21 protein-coding genes and 1 riboswitch are annotated in these 22,851 nt (G+C 51.0%); of the genes, 10 read left to right on the top strand and 11 right to left on the bottom strand.

Features of this window, described 5'->3' with window-relative positions:
* The first annotated feature begins 82 nt into the window (after positions 1-82).
* Entirely contained in the window at positions 83-1,054 is a 972-nt protein-coding gene (locus tag CBE73_RS19840; protein ID WP_229752647.1) for a 2-hydroxyacid dehydrogenase, read from the top strand.
* An 82-nt stretch (positions 1,055-1,136) separates the two neighbouring features.
* Here the strand turns inward: CBE73_RS19840 and CBE73_RS19835 are convergent, their stop codons facing one another.
* Complete coding sequence (locus tag CBE73_RS19835; protein ID WP_373286363.1) at positions 1,137-1,364, bottom strand: hypothetical protein; 228 nt, start codon at positions 1,362-1,364, stop codon at positions 1,137-1,139.
* Between the two features lie 195 nt (positions 1,365-1,559).
* On the opposite strand from CBE73_RS19835, the gene CBE73_RS19830 reads away from it, so the two are divergent.
* From CBE73_RS19830 to CBE73_RS19820, 3 genes are all read left to right on the top strand, one after another.
* Positions 1,560-2,282, top strand: coding sequence for an MBL fold metallo-hydrolase (locus CBE73_RS19830; protein WP_094095712.1), 723 nt, complete (start codon positions 1,560-1,562; stop codon positions 2,280-2,282).
* A gap of 15 nt (positions 2,283-2,297) precedes the next feature.
* Positions 2,298-3,386 (top strand): M24 family metallopeptidase, encoded by a 1,089-nt coding sequence (locus CBE73_RS19825; protein WP_094095711.1) that lies wholly within the window; start codon positions 2,298-2,300, stop codon positions 3,384-3,386.
* Positions 3,387-3,758: 372 nt separating this feature from the next.
* The gene (locus tag CBE73_RS19820) at positions 3,759-5,447 is read left to right on the top strand and encodes a methyl-accepting chemotaxis protein (RefSeq protein WP_094095710.1); all 1,689 of its coding nucleotides are present in this window, start codon (positions 3,759-3,761) and stop codon (positions 5,445-5,447) included.
* 206 nt (positions 5,448-5,653) lie between these two features.
* Here CBE73_RS19820 and CBE73_RS19815 read toward each other — a convergent pair whose 3' ends face one another.
* From CBE73_RS19815 to CBE73_RS19805, 3 genes are read right to left on the bottom strand one after another with little or no spacing between them, the layout of a single operon-like run.
* Entirely contained in the window at positions 5,654-6,472 is an 819-nt protein-coding gene (locus CBE73_RS19815) for an ABC transporter ATP-binding protein (RefSeq protein WP_094095709.1), read from the bottom strand.
* The gene (locus CBE73_RS19810) at positions 6,469-7,515 is read right to left on the bottom strand and encodes a FecCD family ABC transporter permease (RefSeq protein WP_094095708.1); all 1,047 of its coding nucleotides are present in this window, start codon (positions 7,513-7,515) and stop codon (positions 6,469-6,471) included. The genes CBE73_RS19815 and CBE73_RS19810 overlap by 4 nt, the downstream gene beginning before the upstream one ends.
* A complete protein-coding gene (locus tag CBE73_RS19805; protein ID WP_094095707.1) occupies positions 7,512-8,525 on the bottom strand; it encodes an ABC transporter substrate-binding protein in 1,014 nt (337 codons plus the stop codon). Before CBE73_RS19805 ends, CBE73_RS19810 begins: the two co-directional genes overlap by 4 nt.
* 181 nt (positions 8,526-8,706) lie before the next feature.
* Positions 8,707-8,876: riboswitch (cobalamin riboswitch) on the bottom strand.
* A gap of 281 nt (positions 8,877-9,157) precedes the next feature.
* Here CBE73_RS19805 and lplA point away from each other — a divergent pair.
* Positions 9,158-10,159: a lipoate--protein ligase gene (gene lplA, locus CBE73_RS19800; RefSeq protein WP_094095706.1), complete on the top strand. Its 1,002-nt coding sequence runs from the start codon at positions 9,158-9,160 to the stop codon at positions 10,157-10,159.
* A gap of 130 nt (positions 10,160-10,289) precedes the next feature.
* The gene (locus CBE73_RS19795; protein WP_094095705.1) at positions 10,290-11,090 is read left to right on the top strand and encodes a Cof-type HAD-IIB family hydrolase; all 801 of its coding nucleotides are present in this window, start codon (positions 10,290-10,292) and stop codon (positions 11,088-11,090) included.
* Positions 11,091-11,314: 224 nt separating this feature from the next.
* On the opposite strand, the gene CBE73_RS19790 is transcribed toward CBE73_RS19795, so the two are convergent.
* The 3 genes from CBE73_RS19790 to CBE73_RS19780 all read right to left on the bottom strand — a co-directional run bounded on the left by CBE73_RS19790 (position 11,315) and on the right by CBE73_RS19780 (position 13,790).
* Complete coding sequence (locus tag CBE73_RS19790) at positions 11,315-12,091, bottom strand: MBL fold metallo-hydrolase (protein ID WP_174704828.1); 777 nt, start codon at positions 12,089-12,091, stop codon at positions 11,315-11,317.
* Positions 12,092-12,292: 201 nt separating this feature from the next.
* Entirely contained in the window at positions 12,293-13,204 is a 912-nt protein-coding gene (locus CBE73_RS19785; RefSeq protein ID WP_094095704.1) for an anti-sigma factor, read from the bottom strand.
* On the bottom strand, positions 13,179-13,790 hold the full coding sequence (locus CBE73_RS19780; RefSeq protein ID WP_094095703.1) for an RNA polymerase sigma factor: 612 nt from the start codon (positions 13,788-13,790) through the stop codon (positions 13,179-13,181). The genes CBE73_RS19785 and CBE73_RS19780 overlap by 26 nt, the downstream gene beginning before the upstream one ends.
* A 301-nt stretch (positions 13,791-14,091) precedes the next feature.
* On the opposite strand from CBE73_RS19780, the gene CBE73_RS19775 reads away from it, so the two are divergent.
* From CBE73_RS19775 to CBE73_RS19765, 3 genes are read left to right on the top strand one after another with little or no spacing between them, the layout of a single operon-like run.
* Positions 14,092-15,252, top strand: a complete 1,161-nt coding sequence (locus CBE73_RS19775) for a COG1470 family protein (RefSeq protein ID WP_094095702.1) — start codon at positions 14,092-14,094, stop codon at positions 15,250-15,252.
* Between the two features lie 3 nt (positions 15,253-15,255).
* The gene (locus CBE73_RS19770) at positions 15,256-16,326 is read left to right on the top strand and encodes an ABC transporter ATP-binding protein (RefSeq protein WP_094095701.1); all 1,071 of its coding nucleotides are present in this window, start codon (positions 15,256-15,258) and stop codon (positions 16,324-16,326) included.
* Positions 16,323-17,432, top strand: coding sequence for an ABC transporter permease (locus tag CBE73_RS19765; RefSeq protein WP_094095700.1), 1,110 nt, complete (start codon positions 16,323-16,325; stop codon positions 17,430-17,432). The genes CBE73_RS19770 and CBE73_RS19765 overlap by 4 nt, the downstream gene beginning before the upstream one ends.
* A 142-nt stretch (positions 17,433-17,574) precedes the next feature.
* Here CBE73_RS19765 and CBE73_RS19760 read toward each other — a convergent pair whose 3' ends face one another.
* The 4 genes from CBE73_RS19760 to CBE73_RS19745 form a co-directional block, all read right to left on the bottom strand.
* Complete coding sequence (locus CBE73_RS19760; RefSeq protein WP_094095699.1) at positions 17,575-18,639, bottom strand: sulfate/molybdate ABC transporter ATP-binding protein; 1,065 nt, start codon at positions 18,637-18,639, stop codon at positions 17,575-17,577.
* Between the two features lie 307 nt (positions 18,640-18,946).
* Entirely contained in the window at positions 18,947-19,537 is a 591-nt protein-coding gene (locus tag CBE73_RS19755; RefSeq protein ID WP_094095698.1) for a TetR/AcrR family transcriptional regulator, read from the bottom strand.
* Positions 19,538-19,540: 3 nt separating this feature from the next.
* A complete protein-coding gene (locus CBE73_RS19750; protein ID WP_094095697.1) occupies positions 19,541-20,173 on the bottom strand; it encodes a YigZ family protein in 633 nt (210 codons plus the stop codon).
* Positions 20,174-20,358: 185 nt separating this feature from the next.
* Complete coding sequence (locus CBE73_RS19745) at positions 20,359-21,714, bottom strand: glucose-6-phosphate isomerase (RefSeq protein ID WP_094095696.1); 1,356 nt, start codon at positions 21,712-21,714, stop codon at positions 20,359-20,361.
* 216 nt (positions 21,715-21,930) lie between these two features.
* Between CBE73_RS19745 and CBE73_RS19740 the strand changes: the two genes are divergently transcribed.
* Positions 21,931-22,827 (top strand): NAD(P)-dependent oxidoreductase, encoded by an 897-nt coding sequence (locus tag CBE73_RS19740; protein ID WP_094095695.1) that lies wholly within the window; start codon positions 21,931-21,933, stop codon positions 22,825-22,827.
* The last annotated feature ends 24 nt before the right edge of the window (positions 22,828-22,851 follow it).

Here is a 22,851-nt window from a genome sequence, read left to right as displayed (position 1 = left end):
AAAGTTAAGGAGAAGATGGAAGCCGGTAACCGGTTATCCTGCTGTTTTTCATTTAACACCTGTTATGGAAGGAGTTTTGATTGTGAAACCACACGTATACGTTGCCTGCAAGATTCCGGACGAAACGGAGAGCTACCTGGCTAAACATGTTCAATACCGGAAATGGGAAGGCCCCGGCGCCATTCCATATGAAGTTCTGCTCGAAGAGCTGGCGGAAGCGGATGGCCTGCTGACCTCCGGCAATAAGATCGGCCTTGAACTGCTCAGCCGCGCTCCCAAACTGAAAGCCGTCAGCACGATGAGTGTAGGCTATAACCATTTTGATCTGGACGCCATGAAAGAACGGGGGATTATCGGGACTCATACTCCGAACGTGCTGGATGATACGGTGGCTGATTTGATCCTGGCGCTCATGCTGGCTGTCTGCCGCCGTGTGCCGGAGCTTGATACCTACGTGAAGCAGGGACAATGGAAGAAAGGCGACAACGATGTGTTGTTCGGATTGGACATGCATCATAAGAAGCTAGGCATCATCGGCATGGGACGGATCGGCGAAGCGGTTGCGCAGAGAGCCCATTTCGGCTTCGGGATGGACATCGTGTATCACAACCGCCACCGTAAGCCGGATGCCGAGCATAAGTTTGGCGCCAAATATGCGGAAATGAACGATTTGCTGCATGAGGCCGATTTTGTAGTCCTGATGACGCCGCTCACCCCGCAAACCCGTCACCTCTTCGGCCGGAATGAATTTGCACAAATGAAGCCGACAGGCATCTTTATCAATGCCTCACGTGGCCCGGTCGTCGATGAAGAGGCTTTAACCGAAGCGCTTCAGCAGGGACAAATTTTCGGCGCCGGACTTGACGTCTTTGAAAGAGAGCCTGTTCAGCCGGATCATACCCTGCTTCAGCTCCAGAATGTAGTGACTCTGCCGCACATCGGGTCGGCTACTGCCCAAACCCGGAACGATATGGCTATGCTGGCTGCGGAGAATCTGGTCTCCGCTCTGCTGGGAGCAGATCCGCAAAATGTGGTTCCCGAGCTCCGGAAATAACGTTGCGCCAGACGGAAGCCGGAAACAAAACCAAACCAGGCCGCCCTCACTGCCGGACGGCCTGGTTCTCATGAATATCGGCTTATTCAAAGCCGGTTAAATATTTTTTTTCGCTCGAAGAATGATGCTTGGTCTCCTCTTTGTTCCGCTCCTCCTTAACCTCCTCGTTAAGGTCCTCTACAGGAATCGGATCGACATTTCGTTCACTTTCAAACCGGTCAAACAAACTTTCGGTATCCGTTTCGTATTGTTCAGGCTGATCCATCCCGGATGCTCCCGATCTGGAGTTCTTCTCATGGTTGTCCGCCAACTGGCTCACCTCCCTTATCCTTGGAGATTTCGCGGGTACACTGTTTTTTACCTCGAATCAAGACCTTTCAAACCTGTTATTGGTATGGCCCGATGCGCACAGATTATACGGCTTTTCAGGAAAATATATGTCTATTCTGATATAATAGTTGACGGCAATCGCCTATAACCGAAATCAAAAGGAGAGTTGGAGACGATGATTCAAAAGCTGAGTCAAGGGATTTTTGATTTGAATCTTGAACATAACGGCATGCACCCTGTATTGATATGGAGCGAACAAGACGGTGCAACACTGATAGATACCGGCATGCCCGGTTCGCTGGAGGTTATTCAGGAGTCTGTCCGCGAGGCCGGCGTGGCTTGGAACGACATCCGGCGCATTATTCTGACCCATCAGGATATCGACCATATCGGCAGTTTGCCTGCCATCGTCGCTTCCCTTCCTTCCAAACCTGAAATCTGGGCTCATTCAGGAGATGCGGATGTGATTGAAGGCAAAGCGCCTTTCCTGAAAATGGGAGCCGACCGTATCGCCACTATGCCCGAGCCTATGCGGCAAGCGCTTGAGCAGCTTTCGGTGGATTTGAAGGACATCCGGATTACCCGTTTGCTGGAGGATGGTGAGCAGCTGCCGGTTGGCGGAGGTCTTCGGGTCATTTATACGCCAGGTCACACACCGGGCCACATCTGCCTCTACGTGCCGGAGGAAGAGCTGCTTCTGGCCGCTGATCAGCTGATTGTCAAAGACGGTCTCCTCACGGGACCTAATGAAGCTTTCACACCGGATATGCCGCTGGCTATAAAGTCTATGTCCAAACTGACCTCTCTTGCTATTCGCCGGGTGCTTTGTTACCATGGAGGCGTTTATGATCAACAACCGGAAGAAGCGATCGAGAAACTGGCTCATGCTTCCAACTAAAAGGGGAATTGTATAATGAATGAAAAATGGTCCCGTTTGGATCAGCACATGTCCCAAGCGGGCATAGATACGCTGCTGATCACTGATCCCAAACATGTTTATTATTTAACCGGCTTCGCCAGCAATCCGCATGAACGGTTTCTGGGCGCCGTCTACAAGCGGGGCGAGCAGCCTTTTCTGGTCGTTCCAGCGCTTGACGAAGCGGCGGCCCGGGCGGCCAGCGATGTGGAGCAGATCGTCACCCATACAGATACGGATAACCCGTATGCCCTGCTCAAACAAGCGCTGAAAGGCAGTACCGGCGTGATTGGCCTGGAGAAAAACAACCTTTCTGTGACGCGGTACGAAGCTCTGCAGGCAGAACTGGCGTTCACGGAAGCCCGCAATATTGGGGACTGGCTCCAAAGCATGCGTGTGATCAAATCAGCCGAAGAAGTACATAAACTTCAGCATGCTGTCAATCTGATTGAAGAGGTGCTCAAGCAGGGGGTATCCCGCGTCCAGATCGGTATGACGGAGAATGAGATGGTTGCCGAAATCGAATACCTGATGCGTAAGGCAGGCGCCGAAGGCCCTTCCTTTGATACAATGGTGCTGTCCGGTGAGAAAACCGCCTTGCCGCACGGTGTACCAGGAACGCGCCAGATTCAGCCAGGCGACCTGCTGATGTTTGACATGGGCGTCTACGCTGCCGGTTATGCTTCTGACATTACCCGGACCTTTGCCGTAGGCGGATTGTCCGACGAGCTGACCCGCATGTACAATACCGTGCTGGCCGCCAATGAGGCTGCTATTGCAGCGATTAAACCGGGAATCAGCTTCGGCAGCATTGACAAAGCCGCACGGGATGTTATCTCCGAAGCCGGCTATGGCCCTTATTTCCTGCACCGGCTCGGTCATGGACTCGGCATCGATGTACACGAATATCCGTCCGTTCACGGGGAGAATCAGGACCTGCTTCAAGCAGGGAACGTGTTCACGGTAGAGCCTGGCGTTTATTTGCCTGGAAAAGGCGGCGTTCGGATTGAGGATGATGTGCTTGTAACCGAACAAGGTGTCAGCGTGTTAACCTCTTATCCAAAAGAACTGACCATTATCGGTTAAGCCCAGGTAACTGGCCACACAAACTACAGACACTTTGATTTCAGACCAACAGGCAGTTCCGTTGACGGGACTGCCTGTTTCATATAACGGAGGATTTGGTCAGGGAGGAATGGCCGTGACGAATGTCAGCTCCCAAACAAATAGGTTAACTCCTGCCAAAAACTAGGACTAAAAAATCACTATATAACATGGATTGTAAACGTTTCACTTGTTTTACGCTATTTATTCAGAAAAAGTAGAAAAAATGAGAATTTTTCATTCCCAATTGGATTTTTTTACTATAAAATAAACAAAAGCTGCTCCAAATCCTCATTTTCTGCGGAAAAATGACCTAGGACTTCCAGCACATTATTTTGAGAAGGAGAGAACCGAATGTTTTCAATGAAATCTATTTCCAGGAAACTCATGGTCACATTTACGCTCATTATTGTCCTATCATCACTTCTCTTCAGTCTAAGTTTTTACTATTTCTCCATGAAGATCATTGATGAAAATGTGCTGCCCCAGTTCGATAAAGTGCTTCGGACGAGCGCTCAGGATACCTACAAAAACCTCAATGACTCTCAGGCCCGCCAGGTCAAAGGAGGAAGCGAAAATTCCGTTTATACGGTCCAGACGTATTTTGACAAAAAGATTCAAGAGTTTAATCTGGAAACAGCCTATCTGGTGCAGGTTCAAGACAAACAGGCAACCGTACTGGCCGCAGACAGTAAGTCCGAAATGAAAGCCAAAGAAACCATCGAAGTACAGCCCGCAATGAAAAAGGCTCTTTCTAGTGGAAACGCACAGCTCAGCGATTTATACAGTGATAAATTCGGTACCCATAAAACGGCTTACGTCGCCTTATCCGGCTCAGATCTAGTCCTCGCCGTCGGCATCGACGCCAAATTCGTCACCGATAAACGGCACCAGATTGCTTTGATCTGTATCGGTTTATCCGTCTTGGTCATTGTGGTCTGCCTTGTAGCTGCTTATTTGATCAGCCGCAGTATTTCCAAGCCGCTTCGCCGGTTGTCCAATGTAACCCAAAAGATGGCCGAAGGCGATTTCCGCGAGGAGATCACAGTCAAAGGCAAAGACGAAATCGCTCAGCTCGCCTCCAGCTTCAAAACGATGACAAAAGCACTGAAAGAGATGATTTCAAGCGTGGTTTTGACCTCGGAGCAGGTAGCGGCAGACAGCTCGGAGATGGCCCGGCGCATTGACAATGTGAAATCGATGCTTCAGCAGTCAGGTGAATCCAGTAAAGAAATCCAAAAGGGCAGCGAAATGATTTCCCTGGCCGCCACTGAAAATGCCAGAGCCATGGAAGAGATTTCGCAAGGTGTCCAATACATAGCTTCTTCCTCAGCAGAAGTGTCTGAACGAATGAGCCAAGCTTCGAATGAAGCCGATGCCGGTAACAAGCTGGCCCAAGAAGCCGTAAATCAAATGAATTTGATTGAAGATGCAGCCGCCGAATCACTCGGTCATATGAAACAGATGAACGCACGTTCAGAATCCATTACTACAATAGCTAATACCATCAATGAAATTACGAAACAGATTCAGATTCTGGCGTTGAATGCTGCGATTGAGGCTTCACGCGCGGGTGAGCACGGCAGAGGATTTGCGGTCGTAGCCAGTGAAGTCCGCAGCCTTGCTGAGCAATCCAGCAGCGCGGTTAAAGAAATCGGAGAATCGCTGGAACAAATCCGTTTGGATACCGGCAACTCCGTATTGGCCATGAATCAGGTGAATATGCAAATTCAGTCAGGTTCCGGTAAAGTACGCGAAGCAGGCCAAGCCTTCCAGAAGCTTGATGAATGGATTCAAAGCATTAATATGACCATGCAAAATATTTCGTCTTCCACTCAGCAAATTTCAGCAGGTACCGAGGAAGTTACGGCATCGGTTGAAGAAAGTGCCTCCATCTCTTCAGCAAGTCTGGAGAATATCAAGCAAATCAGCGCTTCAGCAGAGTCGCAGCAGGATGAAATGGAATCCTTCTTCGGCAGAATCAGCCATCTGAACCAGCAGGCCGACAAGCTGAGAGAAGCCGTCAAGCAATTCAAAGTTTAAGTCTAATTCACTTTACTTGCCACTGTTCAATTATCCGATTAAAGTAAAAGCACATTTGGACAAAAGCAAAATAAACAAACCGCCGGGTATAATCGGCGGTTTGTTTATTTTCCAAGGGGATGAATTAGACAGCCCTCCCCGGCAGAATGAATGTTTGCTTTCCCTCTTTATATCATTTCTATCTCTCGATCTCTCTTTATCATTCTTTAAGGCTCTTCGTGTCCTGATCCTTTGGGGGTCTCCGCGCCAGCGCCGGGCCTAAGCAGAAATTGTGGAAGATCATGATCAGGATGCACTACAGCCGCCAAATCCACTTCAAACACGTCTTTCAGCAGCGAAGGAGTTAATACCTCTCCTGTCGGTCCTGCTGCAGTCAAACGGCCCTCCTTCATAACCAGCAGATGGTCGCAGTACAAGGCCGCCAGGTTAATGTCATGCAGCGCGGCCAAAATGGTCAGACCGGAATCTTTCCTCCATTCCGAAATCAGCTCCATAAACTGGATCTGATAATGGATGTCCAGGAAAGTGGTCGGTTCATCAAGCAGCACAAGATCGGGCTGCTGGGCCATCACTTTTCCTAAAGCTGCCCTCTGGCGCTGCCCGCCGCTGAGCTCGCTGACCGGGCGATCCGCCAGTTCAAGCAAATCCAGCCTGCTCATTATTTGATCCACCAGAGCTTCGGCATGCTCGGAGCGGTCGCGCCCCAGCCAATCCTGATAAGGGAATCTCCCCATTTCTATGACATCTCTAACGGGAAAAGAAACCGTCGGCATCCCCTCCTGCTGCAGCATAGCCATTTTCCTGGACAGCTCTTTACGGCTGTAACTGCCGACCAGCTTATCCTCCAGCCAGATCTTGCCGCTGTCCGGTTTCTCCGTACCGGAGATCAGCTGAAGCAGCGTCGATTTCCCGCTGCCGTTGGGTCCCAGGAGCCCCCAGAATTGCCCTGGTTCAATACAGACATTTACATTCCGCAGCACCGTGCGGCCGTCAAACGATTTGGTAACATGCTCCATACGAATCATAGCCTTCCCCCTTGCCGCCGCTTCTTGTTCTTATACAGCAGATAAGCAAAGAAAGGTGCACCTACAAATGCTGTCACCACGCCTAATGGAATTTCCGTCGGAGCCAGCAGCGTCCTGGCCGCAAGATCGCTCCACATCATAAAGATTCCCCCGCCCAGAACCGACATCGGCATCAGCATCCGGTGATCCGCCCCCAGGATCATCCGCAGCATATGCGGTACAACAAGGCCAACAAAACCGATAACACCAGACACGGAAACCGCGGCCGCCGACATCAAAGTGGCCACGATTAATACGCCCAATTTAGTCCGTTCAACGTCGAGCCCCGTATGAGCGGCCTCTCTTTCCCCAAGCGCCAGCAGGTTGAGCCGTCTGGACCAGCTCCAAAGCAGTATAGTGCCAAGCAATAAATAGGGAGATAAAACCGCATTATAAGACCAGCCGCGAAGAGTTAATCCGCCCATCGTCCAGTACAAAATTTCATTTACGGTGCTTTTGGACATCGTCGTAAGAAAGGAAACAATCGCCCCCAGAAAAGACTGCATGATTACGCCGGACAAAATCAGGCTTTCTGTAGGAATCTTCCCCCGCTCCCCCGCCAGTTTAAGGACGATGGCAAGCGTAGCAATCCCGCATATAAAAGCAGCCGCAGGCAGCGTAAAGATACCGGCCACCGAATACTGCCAGCCGAAGAAAATCAATACGGCGGCACCCACGGAAGCGCCAGAAGATACACCCAGTGTAAACGGGTCAGCCAGCGGATTGCGCAGCACCCCTTGAAAGGCCGCGCCGGCAGCCGCCAGGGACGAGCCGACTAACAAACCCAGTATGACGCGGGGCAGACGAACCTGCAGGACAATTTTTTCAGAAGAGAGATCCCAATCCGGAGTAATGAAAGATGTTATGCCGGGAAGCTTATGAAGAAGAATGCGTGTAATTTCGCCAATCGGTATATAAACAGAGCCGATCCCAACGCAGATAAGCAGCGTCAGGATCAGCAGGATAAAACCGACAGCGAGAGCGGCTGTCAGTTTCATTTTCATTGGAACAGATCCGGATAGATGGCCTTGGCCACATTAAGCAGACCTTCGGTAATCCGCGGTCCTGTCCGGCTCAGCAGATTATCATCCAGACCCATAATCCGCCCTTCCTTGACAGCTGTGATTTGGTCCCAGCCCGCCCGGGCTTTAATGACTTGATCCAAGGTACGGTTCTTGTCATCAATGGCACTATTGGCGAACAAAATAACATCCGGATTGGATTTGATAATATTCTCTTCGTTAATCTCGTTCCATCCGGTTGTATCCCCGGCCACGTTCACGCCTCCGGACAAGGTAATCAGCTCGTCCATAAACTCTCCTTTACCGACCGTCCAGCCCGGGGAGAACTCGATGTAAACCTTCTTCTTCTGATCTTCGCTCAGGGACTTGGCTTTATCCGTCACTTGAGCAAGTTCGGATTCCATTTTCGCTGTGACCTGTACGGCTTCAGCCTGGTGATCGGTAATCTGTCCATATTGCGTAATATCCTGAATGACCGCTTCCACCGTCTTGGGATTAAACTGGAACACCTTGATCCCCAAATCCCTCAATCCTTTAATCGTATCGGCGCTAGTAATTCCTGCGGCAAATACCACGTCCGGTTTAGCGGCAACGATAGCCTCCGTGTTCAGTTCATAACCGCCGACCTTCGGTTTTGCCTTGGCTTCTTCCGGATAGTCATCGATATCGGTTACGCCGACAATCTGGTCTCCTAAGCCGAGAGCAAACAGGCTTTCCGTTTCAGATGGCGCAATGGAAATGATGCGTTCAGGCGCAGCCTCAAAAGTAATCTCCGTACCTGATGCATCCTCAAGTGTTAGCGGATAAGCTGTTTTCTGCGAGCTATCTGCCGTAGATGCAGACGGCTCTTCAGATGGCTGCTGGCTTTGCACCTCGGCGCTTTCAGCCGGTGCTGCCCCCTTGTTGTTGTCGGCCGCATTGCCGCATCCTGCCAATACGATCAGCAGGAGGGCTGCTAGCCAGATCATCCCTCTTTTTATAAGCTTATTCATGTGTTGCTTTCCTCCCCTTCTCTGACCCAATTGAGTACGAACCGAAAAAAAAGCCCCTCCATGTTGGAAGGGCACGTCCGCATAAAAGAGCAAAGCTATACCGAAAGCGTATGGGCAAGACCCTACAGCGCCAAGCGGCCAGCTTTATTTTCAGGCAGAACGTTATCCTTTCCTCGAAGGATCGTTACAGCTTCTGCAGGCAGGTGTCTGGCTTCCGATGATGGCTCTCAGGAGAGCAACCATATGTCGGTTACAGTGGCGGGACCGCGCCGGAGTTTCACCGGGCTTCCCTTTTAATCCGAAGTGCGGCCATGCCGCCAAAACTCCGGAACCTGCAAAAGAATTGTATAGGTATGTTTCGTTCGAATCTCTTTATAGGATTATAGGTGAAAGAGAAGTTTCTTACAACCAAAAAGAGCCAAAATCAGCCCTTTTCCACCATAGGCGGACAGATCTTGTCGTTTGTTTGTTTTCTAGCCTTATTCCTTCTTCTCTTAAGAAGATGCCTTTTATCATTATTGCCCGGGTAATCAAGCCAATCTGCAACAATCTTCCTTTGGTTTCCGGCTTATTTGGTTTACAATAGAAGGACGAGCTTTATCTATTTTTGTCGCACAGGAGGACATGCAAAGATGTTATTCATTGATAATGAGGGGATTACGGACGCCTCGGTCAATTTGGCTATTGAAGAATACGCGCTGAGACATCTGCCGGCGGATGAAACCTATCTGCTCTTCTACATCAACGCTCCGTCGATCATCATCGGCAAGCATCAGAATACAATTGAAGAAATCAACGCAGAGTACGTCAAAGAGAACGGAATCCAGGTCGTTCGCCGTTTGTCGGGCGGCGGTGCTGTCTATCATGATCTGGGCAATCTCAACTTCAGCTTTATTACCAAAGACGACGGCGAGTCCTTCCATAACTTCCGCAAATTTACGCAGCCGGTTGTAGAAGCCCTGAGAAACTTCGGCGTCGATGCGGAATTAACCGGACGGAACGACCTGCAGGTCGGCGACCAGAAGATTTCCGGCAACGCCCAATTCTCTACCCGGGGACGGATGTTCAGCCACGGTACTCTGATGTTCAATCTCAACCTGGATCACGTAGCGGCATCCCTTCATGCCAATCCGGAGAAATTCAAGTCCAAGAGTACCAAGTCGGTGCGCAGCCGTGTAGCTAATATCATCGATTTTATGGACAAGAAAATTACAATCGAAGAGTTCCGCAGTGAACTTCTTCGTTATATCTTCGGCATGGACCCTGACGCCGTTCCGAAATATGCCTTGAAAGAAGAAGATTGGGCTAAAATCCGCCAGATCTCCGAAGAACGCTACAGAAATTGGGATTGGAACTACGGACTGTCTCCGGAATCCAACGTAAAACACAGCCGCAAGTTCCCTGTCGGGATCATTGACCTGCGTATGAACATTAAAGAGGGCCATATTCAGGAGATTAAAATTTACGGCGACTTCTTCGGCGTCGGGGACGTGGCTGATATCGAAAACCTGCTGCGCGGCGTAAAATACGAAGAAGCAGCCGTACGAAGCGCCTTGGAAGGAACCGATTTGAAGCATTACTTCGGAAATCTGGAGCTGGACGATTTTGTAGGGCTGGTTTTCCTGGAAGAATAGAGTCACCGGCTGCCGCACAAGCGGACCGCCGAACCTTATACGCACCAAACCCATTAAATCCATAGAAAGTCCGTAGGCGCAGGACAGGGAAACCGCTGCGCTTAACGGGCCAACCAAAGGAGAGAAACCCATGTATAAACTGATGGCCATCGATATTGATGACACTTTGATTAATGATGATAAAGAAGTAACCCCTGCTACGCAGGAAGCACTGGAGAAAGCTGTGGCTAAAGGCGTTGTCGTAACATTGGCCACCGGCCGTGCTTACGCTTCCGCTCAAGCCCTTGCCCGCCAGACCGGTTTGAACGTGCCGATCATTACGTATCAAGGTGCCCTGGTCAAAAATTTAATGGACGAAAAGGTACTCTACGAACGATATGTACCCTACGAAGCAGGGAAAAAGCTTTACGATTTCTGCATCAAAAACAACCTGCATCTGCAAACCTACATTGACGATAAGCTTTATGCCCGTGAGGAAAATCAAAAGCTGATCGATTACGCTACTTTGAACGGTACCAAATACCACATCGAACCTGATTTTGAGAAATTGCTGTCCAAACCGACGCCTAAATTTCTGATTATCGACGCGCCGGACTATCTGGACGAAATTTCACCGGTGCTGCGTGAGCTGCTCGGCGATGGCGTACACATCACCAAGTCCAAACCGCATTTCCTTGAGATCATGCATAAGGAAGGCACCAAAGGCGCGGCTTTGACCTTTCTGGCCGAGCACTTTGGCTGCGACTTGTCCGAAACGATCGCCTGCGGCGATTCCTGGAATGACCATGAAATGCTTGAAGCGGCCGGCCTTGGCGTTGCTATGGGCAATGCCATCGCTCCGCTGAAAGAAATCGCTGACTATGTGACAGCTTCGAACAATGAAGACGGAATTAAACAAGTCATCGAGAAGTTTATTTTGAATGCGGAATAAGAAGCTAGCTAGAATATAGCGAATACAGAACCCCCTCCTGTACGGACTGAAGTCCGATTTAGGAGGGGGTTCTTTTTTGGCATAGAAACCGTGCCTTAAGTTCTTGAGGTGTTATTTCATGGATATAGTTTAGTACATATTGTGTAGTAGATATTGTATAGAAAGTACGATTTAACAGGGTTGCTCGATTGTTTTGTTAGTGAGCTTTACCCAGCCGTTTGGCTTTATTCCTTTGTCAGACTGACCGTGTAGCCCATCACGGCAACGGAAACCTGCTCAGGCAGCCCATAATCCTTCCGGACGTCCACGTCATGCGACATATGGGTAAATATCGTCCGCCCCGGCTTAACCTCGGCAAGCAGCTCCAGCGCCTCCGTCATATCATAAACGGAACGCCCTGTGTATTCCGCTTCCTCCTTATAGAAGCTTGTACCCAGCACTAGCAAATCAAGGCCGTGTAGAGGCTGTTTCTGATCCTCGGGCAGCCCGATCGAATCTGAGCAGTAAACCCAGGTAATCCCCGGCTTGGAGAGCTTGTATGCGTAGGAATAGCCGTTTTTCCCGTGGTTGACCTTCCAGCCTTTGATTCCCCAGCCGGCCAGCGACAATCCCTGGTCGATCGGATGCATTTCCAAATGGCGGTCCAGCCAAGGATACTGCCGCACAATGATGTCGATGACTTCCTGCGGCGCATACAGCTGCCCTTTGATCTCCAGCCAGCGGCAGGCGTCCGCCCATTCCGGCAGCCCGCCGATATGGTCAAAATGGGCATGCGTAATGACGATATCGCGAATAAACCTTTTTCCGGCCAGCTCCATCTGAGTCCGCCAATCCGGACCACAATCGATCATAAACTCCCCGTCTGGACCTGCAACAGAAACGGATGAGCGAAACCGACGGTTCGCCCCCGTTGATCTGGCTTCTTCGCATACTTGGCAATCGCAGTACACCCGGGGTACTCCCATTGCGTCCCCTGTCCCGGTGAATACTAACCGGTCTATATTCTGATCCGTGTCCTGATCCGCATTCTGATCCATCATATGGAGATCCCCCCTTTCTGTCAGCCGGTTGGCTGAAGCAGCCTAGCCCAGCTAACCCCATGCTCCTACCAATTATTTGATGCCCGCGCTCGTGCCGCCGGACAACCTGCCGGGGATTACTTGATTCTTTAGTCCCTATGGTTGACTCGTTCCTGGCTGTTGTTACCGTTCGATAAAATCAACGGATATAGCCCCGGCAGCGCCTGAATCGGCATGAATACGCGCCGGTCCTCCCTCCGGCTCAATCGTCAATACGATATTGTCCGCGGGAGAAATCGTCTTGTCTCTTACATAAAGATGAGCTCGGTTGGCGTCATAGCGCAGCAAACCCAAATTGTCTTCACTGCTTTGATTCACCAGCCACACGCGGACGGTCTGGCCTTTGCCGGGAACCAGACCCCCCACCAGCATGAGCACCTCTTTGGAATCCGCATTATACCACATTTTACCGAGCTGCGGCTCCTTCCCTCCCCAATGCAGCGGGTAGGAGACTGTCTGCGGATCGGACAGGACTTGCAGCGCCTCCGGTTCATAGGTCTTCACATAACGGTTCCACTCGGTATCCGGATGAGCCAGCGGCAGCGCCGCCCAGAAAATGATCAGCAGCATAAGAGCTGCCGCAAAACCCAGGGTCCATTTCCAGCGCGATACAAACAACCCGCTGATTTTCCGGCGAAGGCCGATCATTCTGACCTTATGCCGCAGCTGCTTCCTGATCCGGTCCTGTGGAAATTCAGCTTCAGCATCATAAGCATGGATGGCAGCCGCTACAGCGGCTTGAGTCGCTCTAACGGTATCAACGGTTTCAACCGCTTCATACTCACCGTCTTGTCCTTGATCCTCATCCAGGTTTGTTCCTAAAATGCCCTCCCAGCGTCGTTTAAGAATTTTGCAGGAAGGACAAGCAGCAGCGTGCGCGGCCATTTCGACGGCCCTGCTTTCCGGTATGGAGCCGAGCAGCCAATCAATCCAATCCTGTTCGGAATAAAGGCGAAGGCAGGCGTCCTGCTTGCCTTGTTCATTCAGGCCCTTGATCCCCAGCATCGTTTTATTGAGACCGATCTGTTCGCTCATGCCGGCTTCCTCCTTCCAGTTGATCCCCCCAGCCCTGCTTCTCCATTTGCCTGCGCAAATTGCCAAGCCCGTACCGCACCCACGATTTGACGGTGCCAATTGGCACGTTCCACGCCTCCGACATTTCCCGCTGGGTTTGCAGCGAATAATAAGAACCCATGATCGCTTTCTTCTGCGGTTCCGGCAGTGCATAAATCGCCGTTTGCAAAGCCTCGCGCTCCAGACTGGACAGCGCTTCGTCTTCACCTGAGCCGGAAACGCCGCCCGCTTCTGCTTCCAGCGCCTCGTCTCCCGGATACTGCAGCCGCGATTGGCGGCGCAGCCGGTCAATGCTGCGGCTGCGCGTCAAAACCGCCAGCCAGGCTTTGATCGACCCGCGCCCTTTATCGTAAGCTACCCCTTTGCGGAGCACCTCCAAAAATACTTCGTGGCAGATATCCTCCGCTTCCATCCGGTCTCCTGCCAGGCGCAAGGCCACCTGCAGCACAAATGGAGCATAATGGGCATAAAACGCGTCAAACGCCTTCACCGAGCCACTGCACATTTCACGCAGCAGCCCGGTCATCTCTTCATTTTGCAGGTCCATTCCTCCGCCCTCCCGCAAAAGCCTTCTGTTTCATTCATCTCCCGTTTTACCAAAAACCAAAGAATTTGAAAACCACTTTTTTTGTAAAAGCATAAATCCAAACCGTTTGTTCGTTCGTATCCAAAATGAAGGGCAAGCGGAGAGAAGACAAAAAAGCCTTGCAGCCGCAGGCGAGGGGCCCATCCCTGCGGCCGCAAAACAGCAAAACGCAGCAAAAGGCAATAACAACGTATACAAGACTTAATCGCCATCCGCTTGCATCACCGCATTTCGACATTTCTATGAAACAGGAGGAACCAACATGCTTTTATCGTTACGAAAAGCGGCGCTGTCCATCATGGTCCTGTTCACCGCCCTTGGCGGCAGCGTGCTGGCTGAATCTCCCCGCGCTGCGGCAGCAGGGGCGCTGGAATTATATACTCCCTATTTGGAATGGTCGGCTGCGCCGGGAGAAACCGTGTCTTATTCGGTGGATCTCGTCAATCACGGGTCAGCTACCTCTTCCGCCGATATTTCCCTGGAAACACAAAACAGCGACTGGAAATATAATTTGTCCGCAGGCGGCCGGGAAATCTCCCGCATTGCCGTAAAACCGGTTGAAACGCAAACCTTTACTCTGGATTTAGACGTGCCGCTCAAGATCAACAAAGGCCGTTACTCTTTCACTCTGAAGGCAGACCAGGCATCGCTTCCGCTGGTGGTCAACGTTTCCGAGCAAGGAACCTTTAAAACAGAATTTACGCTGGATCAAGCCAATATGGAAGGTTATTCGGACTCCACATTTACTTACAGTGCGGTGCTCCGGAACCGGACGCTTCAGAAACAAACCTACGCCTTGAGCGCCGGAGCCGAAGACGGCTGGGACGTCCGCTTCCAGCTCGACAGCAACAGCGTGACTTCGGTTGAGGTCGATCCGAATTCCGAGAAGACGATTTCGATTCAGGTCAAACCGCCGGAACAGGTCAAAGCCGGCACCTACAAAATTCCGCTTTCGGCCACCAGCGGCGATACGACGGCCAATGCCAGCATTGAAGCAGTGGTAACCGGTACGTATGATATGAAATTTTCCACATCGGACGATGTCCTGAGCACGGACGTCAAAGCCGGTGCGGAACGCAAGCTGACGCTGGTCGTGCAAAACACCGGCTCCGCCGAGCTGCAGGACTTGTCTTTCTCATCCAACACGCCAACTGACTGGTCGGTTTCCTTTGAGCCTTCCTCCATCAACTCCATTGCTCCGGGGGAAAGCAAACAGGTACAGGCTACGATCAAATCCAGCAGTAAAGCTCTTTCCGGCGACTACGTTGTCAGCCTGACGGCATCTTCGGCCAGCAAAAGCGCAAACGCGGATATCCGGGTGACGGTTAAATCATCGGTATTATGGGGATGGGTGGGGATTCTCATCATACTGATCGTCATCGCCGGCATTTATTATCTGTTCCGGAAATTCGGGAGAAGATAAGCGATGACTGCCGGCATGACACCCACTCCGGCTGCAGCAGCCGCACCGCTCGCTGCGGGGCCAGTTATTGAACTCAAAGGACTAACCAAGAAATACGGCGATACGACCGCCGTGAATCATTTGAATTTAACGATCTCCCGGGGAGAAATCTTCGGGCTGCTTGGTCCCAACGGCGCCGGAAAAACCACAACCATTTTGATGATGCTTGGACTAACCGAACCCACTTCGGGCCAGGCCAAAATATGCGGGCTGAACCCGGCCAGGGAAGCGCTGAAGGTGAAACGCAAAGTCGGCTACCTGCCGGACGACATCGGCTTTTACGAGGACAGAACTGCTTTGGATAATTTGATCTATACCGCCCGACTAAACGGGATTTCCCGGGAGGATGCGGTAGTCAAAGCCGCCGCCCTGCTTGAGAAAACGGGCTTATCCGAACACGCGGGCAAAAAGGTAGGGGCGTTTTCGCGCGGGATGCGGCAGCGGCTTGGACTCGCGGACGTTCTGATCAAAAACCCCGAGGTTATTATCCTCGACGAACCGACGCTTGGGATTGACCCCGAAGGGGTGCGCGAGCTGCTTGCACTGATCTCGGCGCTCAGCCGCGATGAGCAGTTGACCGTGCTGCTGTCCTCCCACCATTTGCACCAGGTGCAGCAAATCTGCGACCGGGTCGGCCTGTTCGTTCAAGGCCAGTTGATCGCTGCGGGCGACATCCGCTCTTTGTCCGAGCAGCTTGACGAAGACGGCAATTATTATGTTGAGGTTGGGGTCAAAGAGTGGCTGGAGCCGCTGGACGAAGCCATTTCCGCTCTGGAAGGGGTAACCGAAATCCGCAAGCCGGCAGCCGAGGCCGGCAAAAGGCTAGGCGGAGAGCAGCCGTTCCGAGGAGAGCAGCCGGACGCGGCCGAGAATGAACACGGCCCGATCGTCACGATTGTCTGCGACCGCGACTTGACGGCGCAAATTGCCGAAGCCGTCATTCACAGCGGGGCGGAGCTCTATTACATCCGCCGCAAGGAATACGGTCTGGACGACATTTACCACCGCTATTTTGAAAGGAGAGAGGAGTCATGACTTCCTTGAACAAGACGCAATCGAACCGCCCGCTCACCGAAATGCTCCGGCTGAGTACGGTTCGGGAGACGGCAAGGAAGGTCTGGGCGCAGCTTCGTCCCCGCCGCGATCTGGAGCAGGCGGGAGAACGCTCCCGCACCGCCTCCTCATTTTGGGTGATGGTGGAGAAAGAATGCGGCGACCATTTCCGAAGCTGGCGTTTCGGCATCTTGATGGCCATTATTGTGCTGGCCTGCATCGGGTCCATTTATGCGGCGGTCACCGCCATCCGCTCCGGCGATGCTGCCGCCAACGACACTTCTGGCAGCGGCGATACGTTTCTATTTCTAAAAATGTATACCTTAACGAGCTCGTCGCTGGCCGTACCGTCCTTCTCCACGTTCCTGTCCTGGCTTGGTCCATTGATCGGGATTACGCTTGGTTTTGACGCCGTCAACTCCGAGCGGAACAAGGGCACCTTGGGACGGCTGTTGTCGCAGCCCATTTACAGGGACGACTTCATCAAGGCCAAATTCGTTTCCGCCTTGTTCGTCATCACCGTCGTTGTTTTTTCGCTTGGCTTTCTGGTGATGGGACTGGGGTTATTTACCATCGGTTATCCGCCTACGCCGGAAGAATTTCTGCGGATAATTGTTTTCCTGCTGATGGCCGTCATCTATATCGGCTTCTGGCTGAACCTGTCCATCCTGTTCTCAATCCGCTTCCGGCAGGCGGCAACTTCGGCCTTGTCGTCGATTGCCATCTGGCTGTTCTTTACTATTTTTTACAGCATGATCATCAACATGATCGACAGCGCGACGGCGGTAGCGCAAACGGCGGCGCCGGAAACCCAGCTGAACCATATCAACTTCATCTTGACGCTGAACCGGATTTCGCCGACGGAGCTGTTCTCGGAGACCCTAACGACCATGCTGTCCCCAGGCGTTCGTTCGCTGGGCCCGCTGACCATGGATCAGCTCGTTGGAGCGATTGCGAGCCCTCTGTCACTGGGGCAAAGCCTGCTGCTGATTTGGCCGCAGCTGACCGGCCTGCTCGCCGCAACGATCATCTGCTTTGGTCTGTCGTATGTTCTGTTCATACGTCAGGAAGTCCGCTCCAGAGTATAACCCGTTTGCGGGCATCGTGAACAACGAATCGTGAGGTTCTTTGCAAAAACCACAAACAACACAAACAACACAAACGCCAGGCTGGCTTCTCCAATCTTGGAACAAGCGGCATGGCGTTTTATGTGCATAAACGCGGATATTTTTAAATGATAACGCTGAACGAGTCCCGTTTCAGCGGATTTTCGGCAATCCAGCTGCGCTCTTCATTAAACAGGTAGGCGCGGTGAACCAGCACGCGGATTTCCTGTCCGATCTCCAGATTTTCTTTCTCCAGGGAACGGAAGGTCGTCAGCGTTTGTCCGCCAACCTCGACTTCCACCAGCCACTCGCTGCCGCGGAAATGCAGGTGCTTGACCACTCCGCCGGCCGTTGCGGAAAGCAGCGCAAACTCGGATTCCGGTCCAATTTCAATATATTCAGGTCGGATCAACGCCTGTGTGCTGCCGCCCCTGGATTCTTCTTCAAACCCTTTTAAAGCGGCGGCATGCTCGACCAGCGTAGATTGACCGATAAAAGAGGCCACAAACGGCGTATTCGGCTCCTTATATAGATCCCAAGGAGTGCCTTTCTGCTCAAGCTTTCCTTGATTGATAATCATAATTTCGTCCGCCACTTCGATGGCTTCCTCCTGATCGTGGGTTACAAAGATGGACGTAATTCCAACCTCATCGATCAGCTCGCGCAGCCAGGAGCGCAGCTCCTGCCTGATCTTGGCGTCGATCGCCGCAAAGGGTTCATCCAGCAGCAGCAGCTGAGGGCTCGGGGCAAGCGCGCGGGCAAAAGCGACCCGCTGACGTTGTCCGCCGGACAGCTGGTGCGGTAATCTTTTTTCAAAACCTTTAAGACCCGTCAGCTCAACCAGTTCCATAACCCGTTCCCGAATTTGGGCCTTCTGCAGTTTCTTGATCTTTAATCCAAACGCAATATTGTCAAAAACCGTCATGTGCTTAAACAGGGCATAGCTTTGAAATACAAACCCAATGCCGCGGTCCTGCGGGCTCAATCGGTTTACACGTTCACCGTGAAATAGAATATCTCCCTGATCAGGCTGCTCCAAGCCGGCCAGCATGCGGAGAATGGATGTTTTCCCCCCGCCGCTTGGACCCAGCAGACCAATCAATTTCCCTTTTTCAATTTCAAAGCTGACATCTTTGACGGCATGAAAATCTCCAAAATGTTTATCCAAATGCCGGACTTCGACATGCATCCCCATTCGACCTCCCTATGCCCCGCTACATTAATTATTCTCATCAACTTACTATGATTTAAAAATACTTTATCAGACCAGGGCGGGAACGTCAACGAGGAATAGGAGAATTTGGAAATCCGGGATTGTCCCTTATGCCGCCGCAAAAAGCCGATCTGCTGATTTATCGCGGGATTAGCTTTTTGCAGCCTGCAGGGAAGTGGAGCTTCCGTTTTTTATTCAACTAATAGGGTTGATTTAATTATTTAATGAGTTAACGTTATATTGATGCAATTGACTAAAGCGATAAGGTTAAATAAAAAGCCGTTTATCCGGCGTTAATGTTGTAGTTCAGAAATTGAACATGGGCAATGGCTGAAGGTTTGATCTCCTCAAAACTCACCCGGCCTTGAATATGGTTGGAAATAAATCCGTTCAAACTGAGGAACATATGATGTGGGAGCGTTAAGTTATTCCGAAGCGGGTGTCCTTCTTCCCTCAAATGCTTACGGACAATCGAGGCAAAATGCTCATAGCATTTGGTTTGTTCGGACCGGCAGTAGGCCAGGATTTCTTCATCCCGAAGCATAAACATAATTTCATATTGATGCGGATGATCCAAACCAAATTTAATAAATTCCAGCATGAGCTGCTCGATGCGCGTTAACCCTGGCTCCAGCGGCCCTTCCATGACTTGGTCAAACAGTAGCGTAACATGGTGAAAATCCTGGATGACAATCGCGTAAAACAACTCGGCTTTTTCCTTAAAATGATAATACAGCGAACCATGACTGTAACCCAAATGCTGACCGATGCTTCGCATGGAAATCGATCGGTATCCTTTGGTAATAAACAAATGCCTGGCTGCCTCCATGATCCTCTCTCTCGTCAATTCATGCTCTACTGCTCTTCTCGCCATAGACTACTCTCCTTCGATATAAAAGATGCTTTCACCTTCCGTAATCTGAGACTGTCCTTGTGTTAAATCGGTCATCCATGTTTTAAACTGCTCGGCCTCAGGCTCAAGCGGAAGGCAAGTGAGTCTAACTTTGTCGGTGAATTCGGTTTGTCCCATTCGGATTCCCCGATTTCTCAGCTCATTCTCAACTTTACCCAACCAGGTATAGTCCAATTCTACAACAATTTCGCGGTGCAGTACACGAATAATTGGATCTCCTGCCTCAATTGCTGCAACAGCTCCATCGGTATAAGCCCGGATCAATCCGCCTGCTCCCAGCATGATTCCGCCAAAATAACGAGTCACCACGATTGCGACATTTTTTAATCCTTGGTTGCGGATCACTTCCAAAATCGGTTTACCCGCCGTACCGCTCGGCTCTCCGTCATCCGACTGCTTCTGGATTTCGTCACGTTCGCCTATCATGTAAGCGGAACAATTATGGGTAGCATTCCAATGCTGCTTCTTGATCTCTTCGATGAAAGCCACCGCTTCTTCTTCCGTCTCGACAGGCCGAATATGGCCGATAAATCTAGATTTCCTGATGACAATTTCTTTGCTGCCTTCACGGCGGACCGTTTTGTATGTAGTAAGCATATGTGTGAACCTTCCTTTTATGCCGTAATGATGCATGATTCGATAAAAAGCGCAAACTTGATAGGAGTATGAGCATCTTGTTGTAAACAAAAAGCAGTTCCGCCTGAAGGCTGCGAACTGCTTCTTGAGGTCTGCTATTATTATAGCCTATTCGGACTAGTAAGGTAAGAACTAACCTTCAAAAACTACTCGGTAAGTCTTGCTTCCAGCTCGGCTTTTTCTTTCTCGTAGCCTGGTTTGCCAAGCAGGGCGAACATGTTTTTCTTGTATGCTTCAACGCCCGGTTGGTCAAATGGGTTAACGCCGGACAAGTAGCCACTCACGCCGCAAGCTTTCTCGAAGAAATAAACGAGGTAGCCGAAGGAGTATGGGCTCATGTCTTTCACGTTTACGATCAGGTTAGGCACTTGACCGTCCGTGTGCGCAAGCAACGTTCCCTGGAACGCTTTTTTGTTCACGAAGTCCATTGTTTTGCCAGTCAGGAAGTTCAATCCGTCCAGATCGGCTGGATCTTCTTCGATTGTGATATGGGCTTTGGCTTCCTCAACCTGGATCACAGTTTCAAAGATGTTGCGGTTACCTTCCTGGATAAATTGACCCATGGAGTGAAGGTCAGTCGAGAAGTCTACAGAAGCCGGATAGATACCTTTGTAGTCTTTGCCTTCGCTTTCGCCGTACAGCTGTTTCCACCATTCAGAAACATAGTGCAGGGATGGCTCATAGTTAACCAGAATTTCGGTTACTTTGCCTTTGCGGTACAAAGCGTTGCGGACAGCGGCGTATTGGTAAGCGCCGTTTTCAGCCACGTTAGGGTTGCTGTATTCTTTAGCGGCGTCGGCTGCACCTTTCATCATTTCCTCGATGTTGATGCCGGCAGCTGCGATTGGCAGCAAACCTACAGCCGTAAGAACGGAATAACGTCCGCCTACGTCATCAGGAATCACGAAGCTTTCGTAGCCTTCTTCGTTAGCCAATTTCTTCAGCGCGCCTCTTTCGCGGTCTGTTGTTGCGTAGATCCGTTTGCGGGCTTCTTCTTTACCGTATTTCTCTTCCAAAGCTTTGCGGAAGATACGGAAAGCGATTGCCGGCTCAGTTGTTGTACCGGATTTGGAAATCACGTTAACGGAGAAATCTTTGCCTTCGATCAGGTCCAGCAGATGTGTTACATAAGTGGAGCTGATGTTGTTGCCGGCAAAATAGATTTCAGGCGTTTTGCGCTTGTCTTTAGGCAGCAGGTTGTAGAAAGAATGCTGCAGCGCTTCGATTGCTGCGCGCGCGCCCAGGTAAGAACCGCCGATACCGATTACGATCAGCACTTCGGAATCGCTTTGGATCTTCTTGGCTGCCTGCTGAATGCGGGCAAATTCTTCTTTGTCGTATGCAGTGGGCAGATCGATCCAGCCCAGGTAGTCGGAACCTGCGCCAGTTCCTTTATGCAGCTGCTCATGAGCTACACGGATAGGTTCTGCCAAATTATCGATTTCATGTTGGTTTACGAACGAAAGGGCTTTGCTGTAATCAAAACTAACTTGTTTAGACATTAGGATAACGCCTCCGTTAACTTTGTTTTAGTATACTCTGTTGGAGTAACTTGCTTTGAGTGTGCACTTGCAAAACTTCGTCTCATCTTGTCCTATTCTGGCAACCAAATTTAGGATACTTTAATTCGCCAATGAACACAAGGACATTACCCACCTACCATTTGTCGTGGTAAAATAGACGAAGTATTTAAAAATAGATATAGAAGGTGACGAGAGATGAAAAAAATCGGATTTATCGGACTAGGCACGATGGGCGCACCCATGGCCTCCAATCTTCTGAAAAAAGGATATGCCGTTACGGTGTATAACCGATCTACCGCCAAAGCGGAAGAACTATCCAAAGAAGGCGCCGCTGTTGCCCTTACGCCTCGCGAAGCTGCAGCCAGCCAAGACGTTGTTATCACTATGGTTAGTGACGACCGCTCGATTGAAGCCGTCTACGACGGGCAGGACGGCCTGCTTGCCGGATTGACGGAAGGTACGGTCGTAATCGATTCCAGTACTATTTCTCCCGCTTTGTCCAAACAGCTTGCCGAGAAAGTAGCCGCCAAAGGCGGTAGCTTCCTGGATGCGCCTGTTACGGGCAGCAAACCTGCGGCTATTGACGGCACGCTCGTGTTTATGGTCGGCGGACCTGCCGAAACCGTAGAAGCGCAGCGGGATATTTTTGACACGATGGGCAAAAAAGTCCTTCACATGGGCGAAAACGGTACAGGCTCCATTGCCAAACTGGCCCACAACACGATAGTCGGCATCAATAACCTGGCTCTCGCCGAAGGTTTTGCTATGGCTTCCAAAGCCGGATTGCCGGTCGATACATTCCTGGAGCTGGTTCAGCTCGGTTCAGCGGGCAGCAAAGCCGCGGATCTGAAAGGCCTCAAGATTATTGAACATAATTTCGATAACCAGTTCTCCCTGGCTTTGATGCTGAAAGACTTGAAGCTGGCGTCATCCATGAATGACGGAGCCGGGATGCCTTCTCCGATGCTGAATCTGGCCAAATCCTTATTCCAGGCTGGACAAACGCAAGGGTTCGGCGACGAGGATCTTTCAGCTGTCGTAAAAGTATACGAACAGTGGATCGGCCACCGGATTGCGGACAATCAGAAGTAACCCGGGGGAACTGATTCCCTCTCT

This window comes from Paenibacillus physcomitrellae (genome assembly GCF_002240225.1).
GTDB lineage: Bacteria > Bacillota > Bacilli > Paenibacillales > Paenibacillaceae > Fontibacillus > Fontibacillus physcomitrellae.
The sequence above is the reverse complement of the archived record's forward strand: the minus strand, read 5'-3'. Positions and strand labels throughout refer to the sequence as shown.

Excerpts from the sequence above, each read along its gene's own strand:
- CBE73_RS19755 (WP_094095698.1), bottom strand. The coding sequence starts at position 19,537 with ATGGCGAGAAGAGCAGTAGAGCATGAATTGACGAGAGAGAGGATCATG.
- CBE73_RS19785 (WP_094095704.1), bottom strand. The coding sequence starts at position 13,204 with ATGAGCGAACAGATCGGTCTCAATAAAACGATGCTGGGGATCAAGGGC.
- CBE73_RS19795 (WP_094095705.1), top strand. The coding sequence starts at position 10,290 with ATGTATAAACTGATGGCCATCGATATTGATGACACTTTGATTAATGAT.
- CBE73_RS19760 (WP_094095699.1), bottom strand. The coding sequence starts at position 18,639 with ATGCATGTCGAAGTCCGGCATTTGGATAAACATTTTGGAGATTTTCAT.
- CBE73_RS19765 (WP_094095700.1), top strand. The coding sequence starts at position 16,323 with ATGACTTCCTTGAACAAGACGCAATCGAACCGCCCGCTCACCGAAATG.
- CBE73_RS19815 (WP_094095709.1), bottom strand. The coding sequence starts at position 6,472 with ATGATTCGTATGGAGCATGTTACCAAATCGTTTGACGGCCGCACGGTG.
- CBE73_RS19775 (WP_094095702.1), top strand. The coding sequence starts at position 14,092 with ATGCTTTTATCGTTACGAAAAGCGGCGCTGTCCATCATGGTCCTGTTC.
- CBE73_RS19770 (WP_094095701.1), top strand. The coding sequence starts at position 15,256 with ATGACTGCCGGCATGACACCCACTCCGGCTGCAGCAGCCGCACCGCTC.
- CBE73_RS19820 (WP_094095710.1), top strand. The coding sequence starts at position 3,759 with ATGTTTTCAATGAAATCTATTTCCAGGAAACTCATGGTCACATTTACG.
- CBE73_RS19830 (WP_094095712.1), top strand. The coding sequence starts at position 1,560 with ATGATTCAAAAGCTGAGTCAAGGGATTTTTGATTTGAATCTTGAACAT.
- lplA (WP_094095706.1), top strand. The coding sequence starts at position 9,158 with ATGTTATTCATTGATAATGAGGGGATTACGGACGCCTCGGTCAATTTG.
- CBE73_RS19745 (WP_094095696.1), bottom strand. The coding sequence starts at position 21,714 with ATGTCTAAACAAGTTAGTTTTGATTACAGCAAAGCCCTTTCGTTCGTA.
- CBE73_RS19825 (WP_094095711.1), top strand. The coding sequence starts at position 2,298 with ATGAATGAAAAATGGTCCCGTTTGGATCAGCACATGTCCCAAGCGGGC.
- CBE73_RS19810 (WP_094095708.1), bottom strand. The coding sequence starts at position 7,515 with ATGAAAATGAAACTGACAGCCGCTCTCGCTGTCGGTTTTATCCTGCTG.
- CBE73_RS19750 (WP_094095697.1), bottom strand. The coding sequence starts at position 20,173 with ATGCTTACTACATACAAAACGGTCCGCCGTGAAGGCAGCAAAGAAATT.
- CBE73_RS19805 (WP_094095707.1), bottom strand. The coding sequence starts at position 8,525 with ATGAATAAGCTTATAAAAAGAGGGATGATCTGGCTAGCAGCCCTCCTG.
- CBE73_RS19740 (WP_094095695.1), top strand. The coding sequence starts at position 21,931 with ATGAAAAAAATCGGATTTATCGGACTAGGCACGATGGGCGCACCCATG.
- CBE73_RS19780 (WP_094095703.1), bottom strand. The coding sequence starts at position 13,790 with ATGGACCTGCAAAATGAAGAGATGACCGGGCTGCTGCGTGAAATGTGC.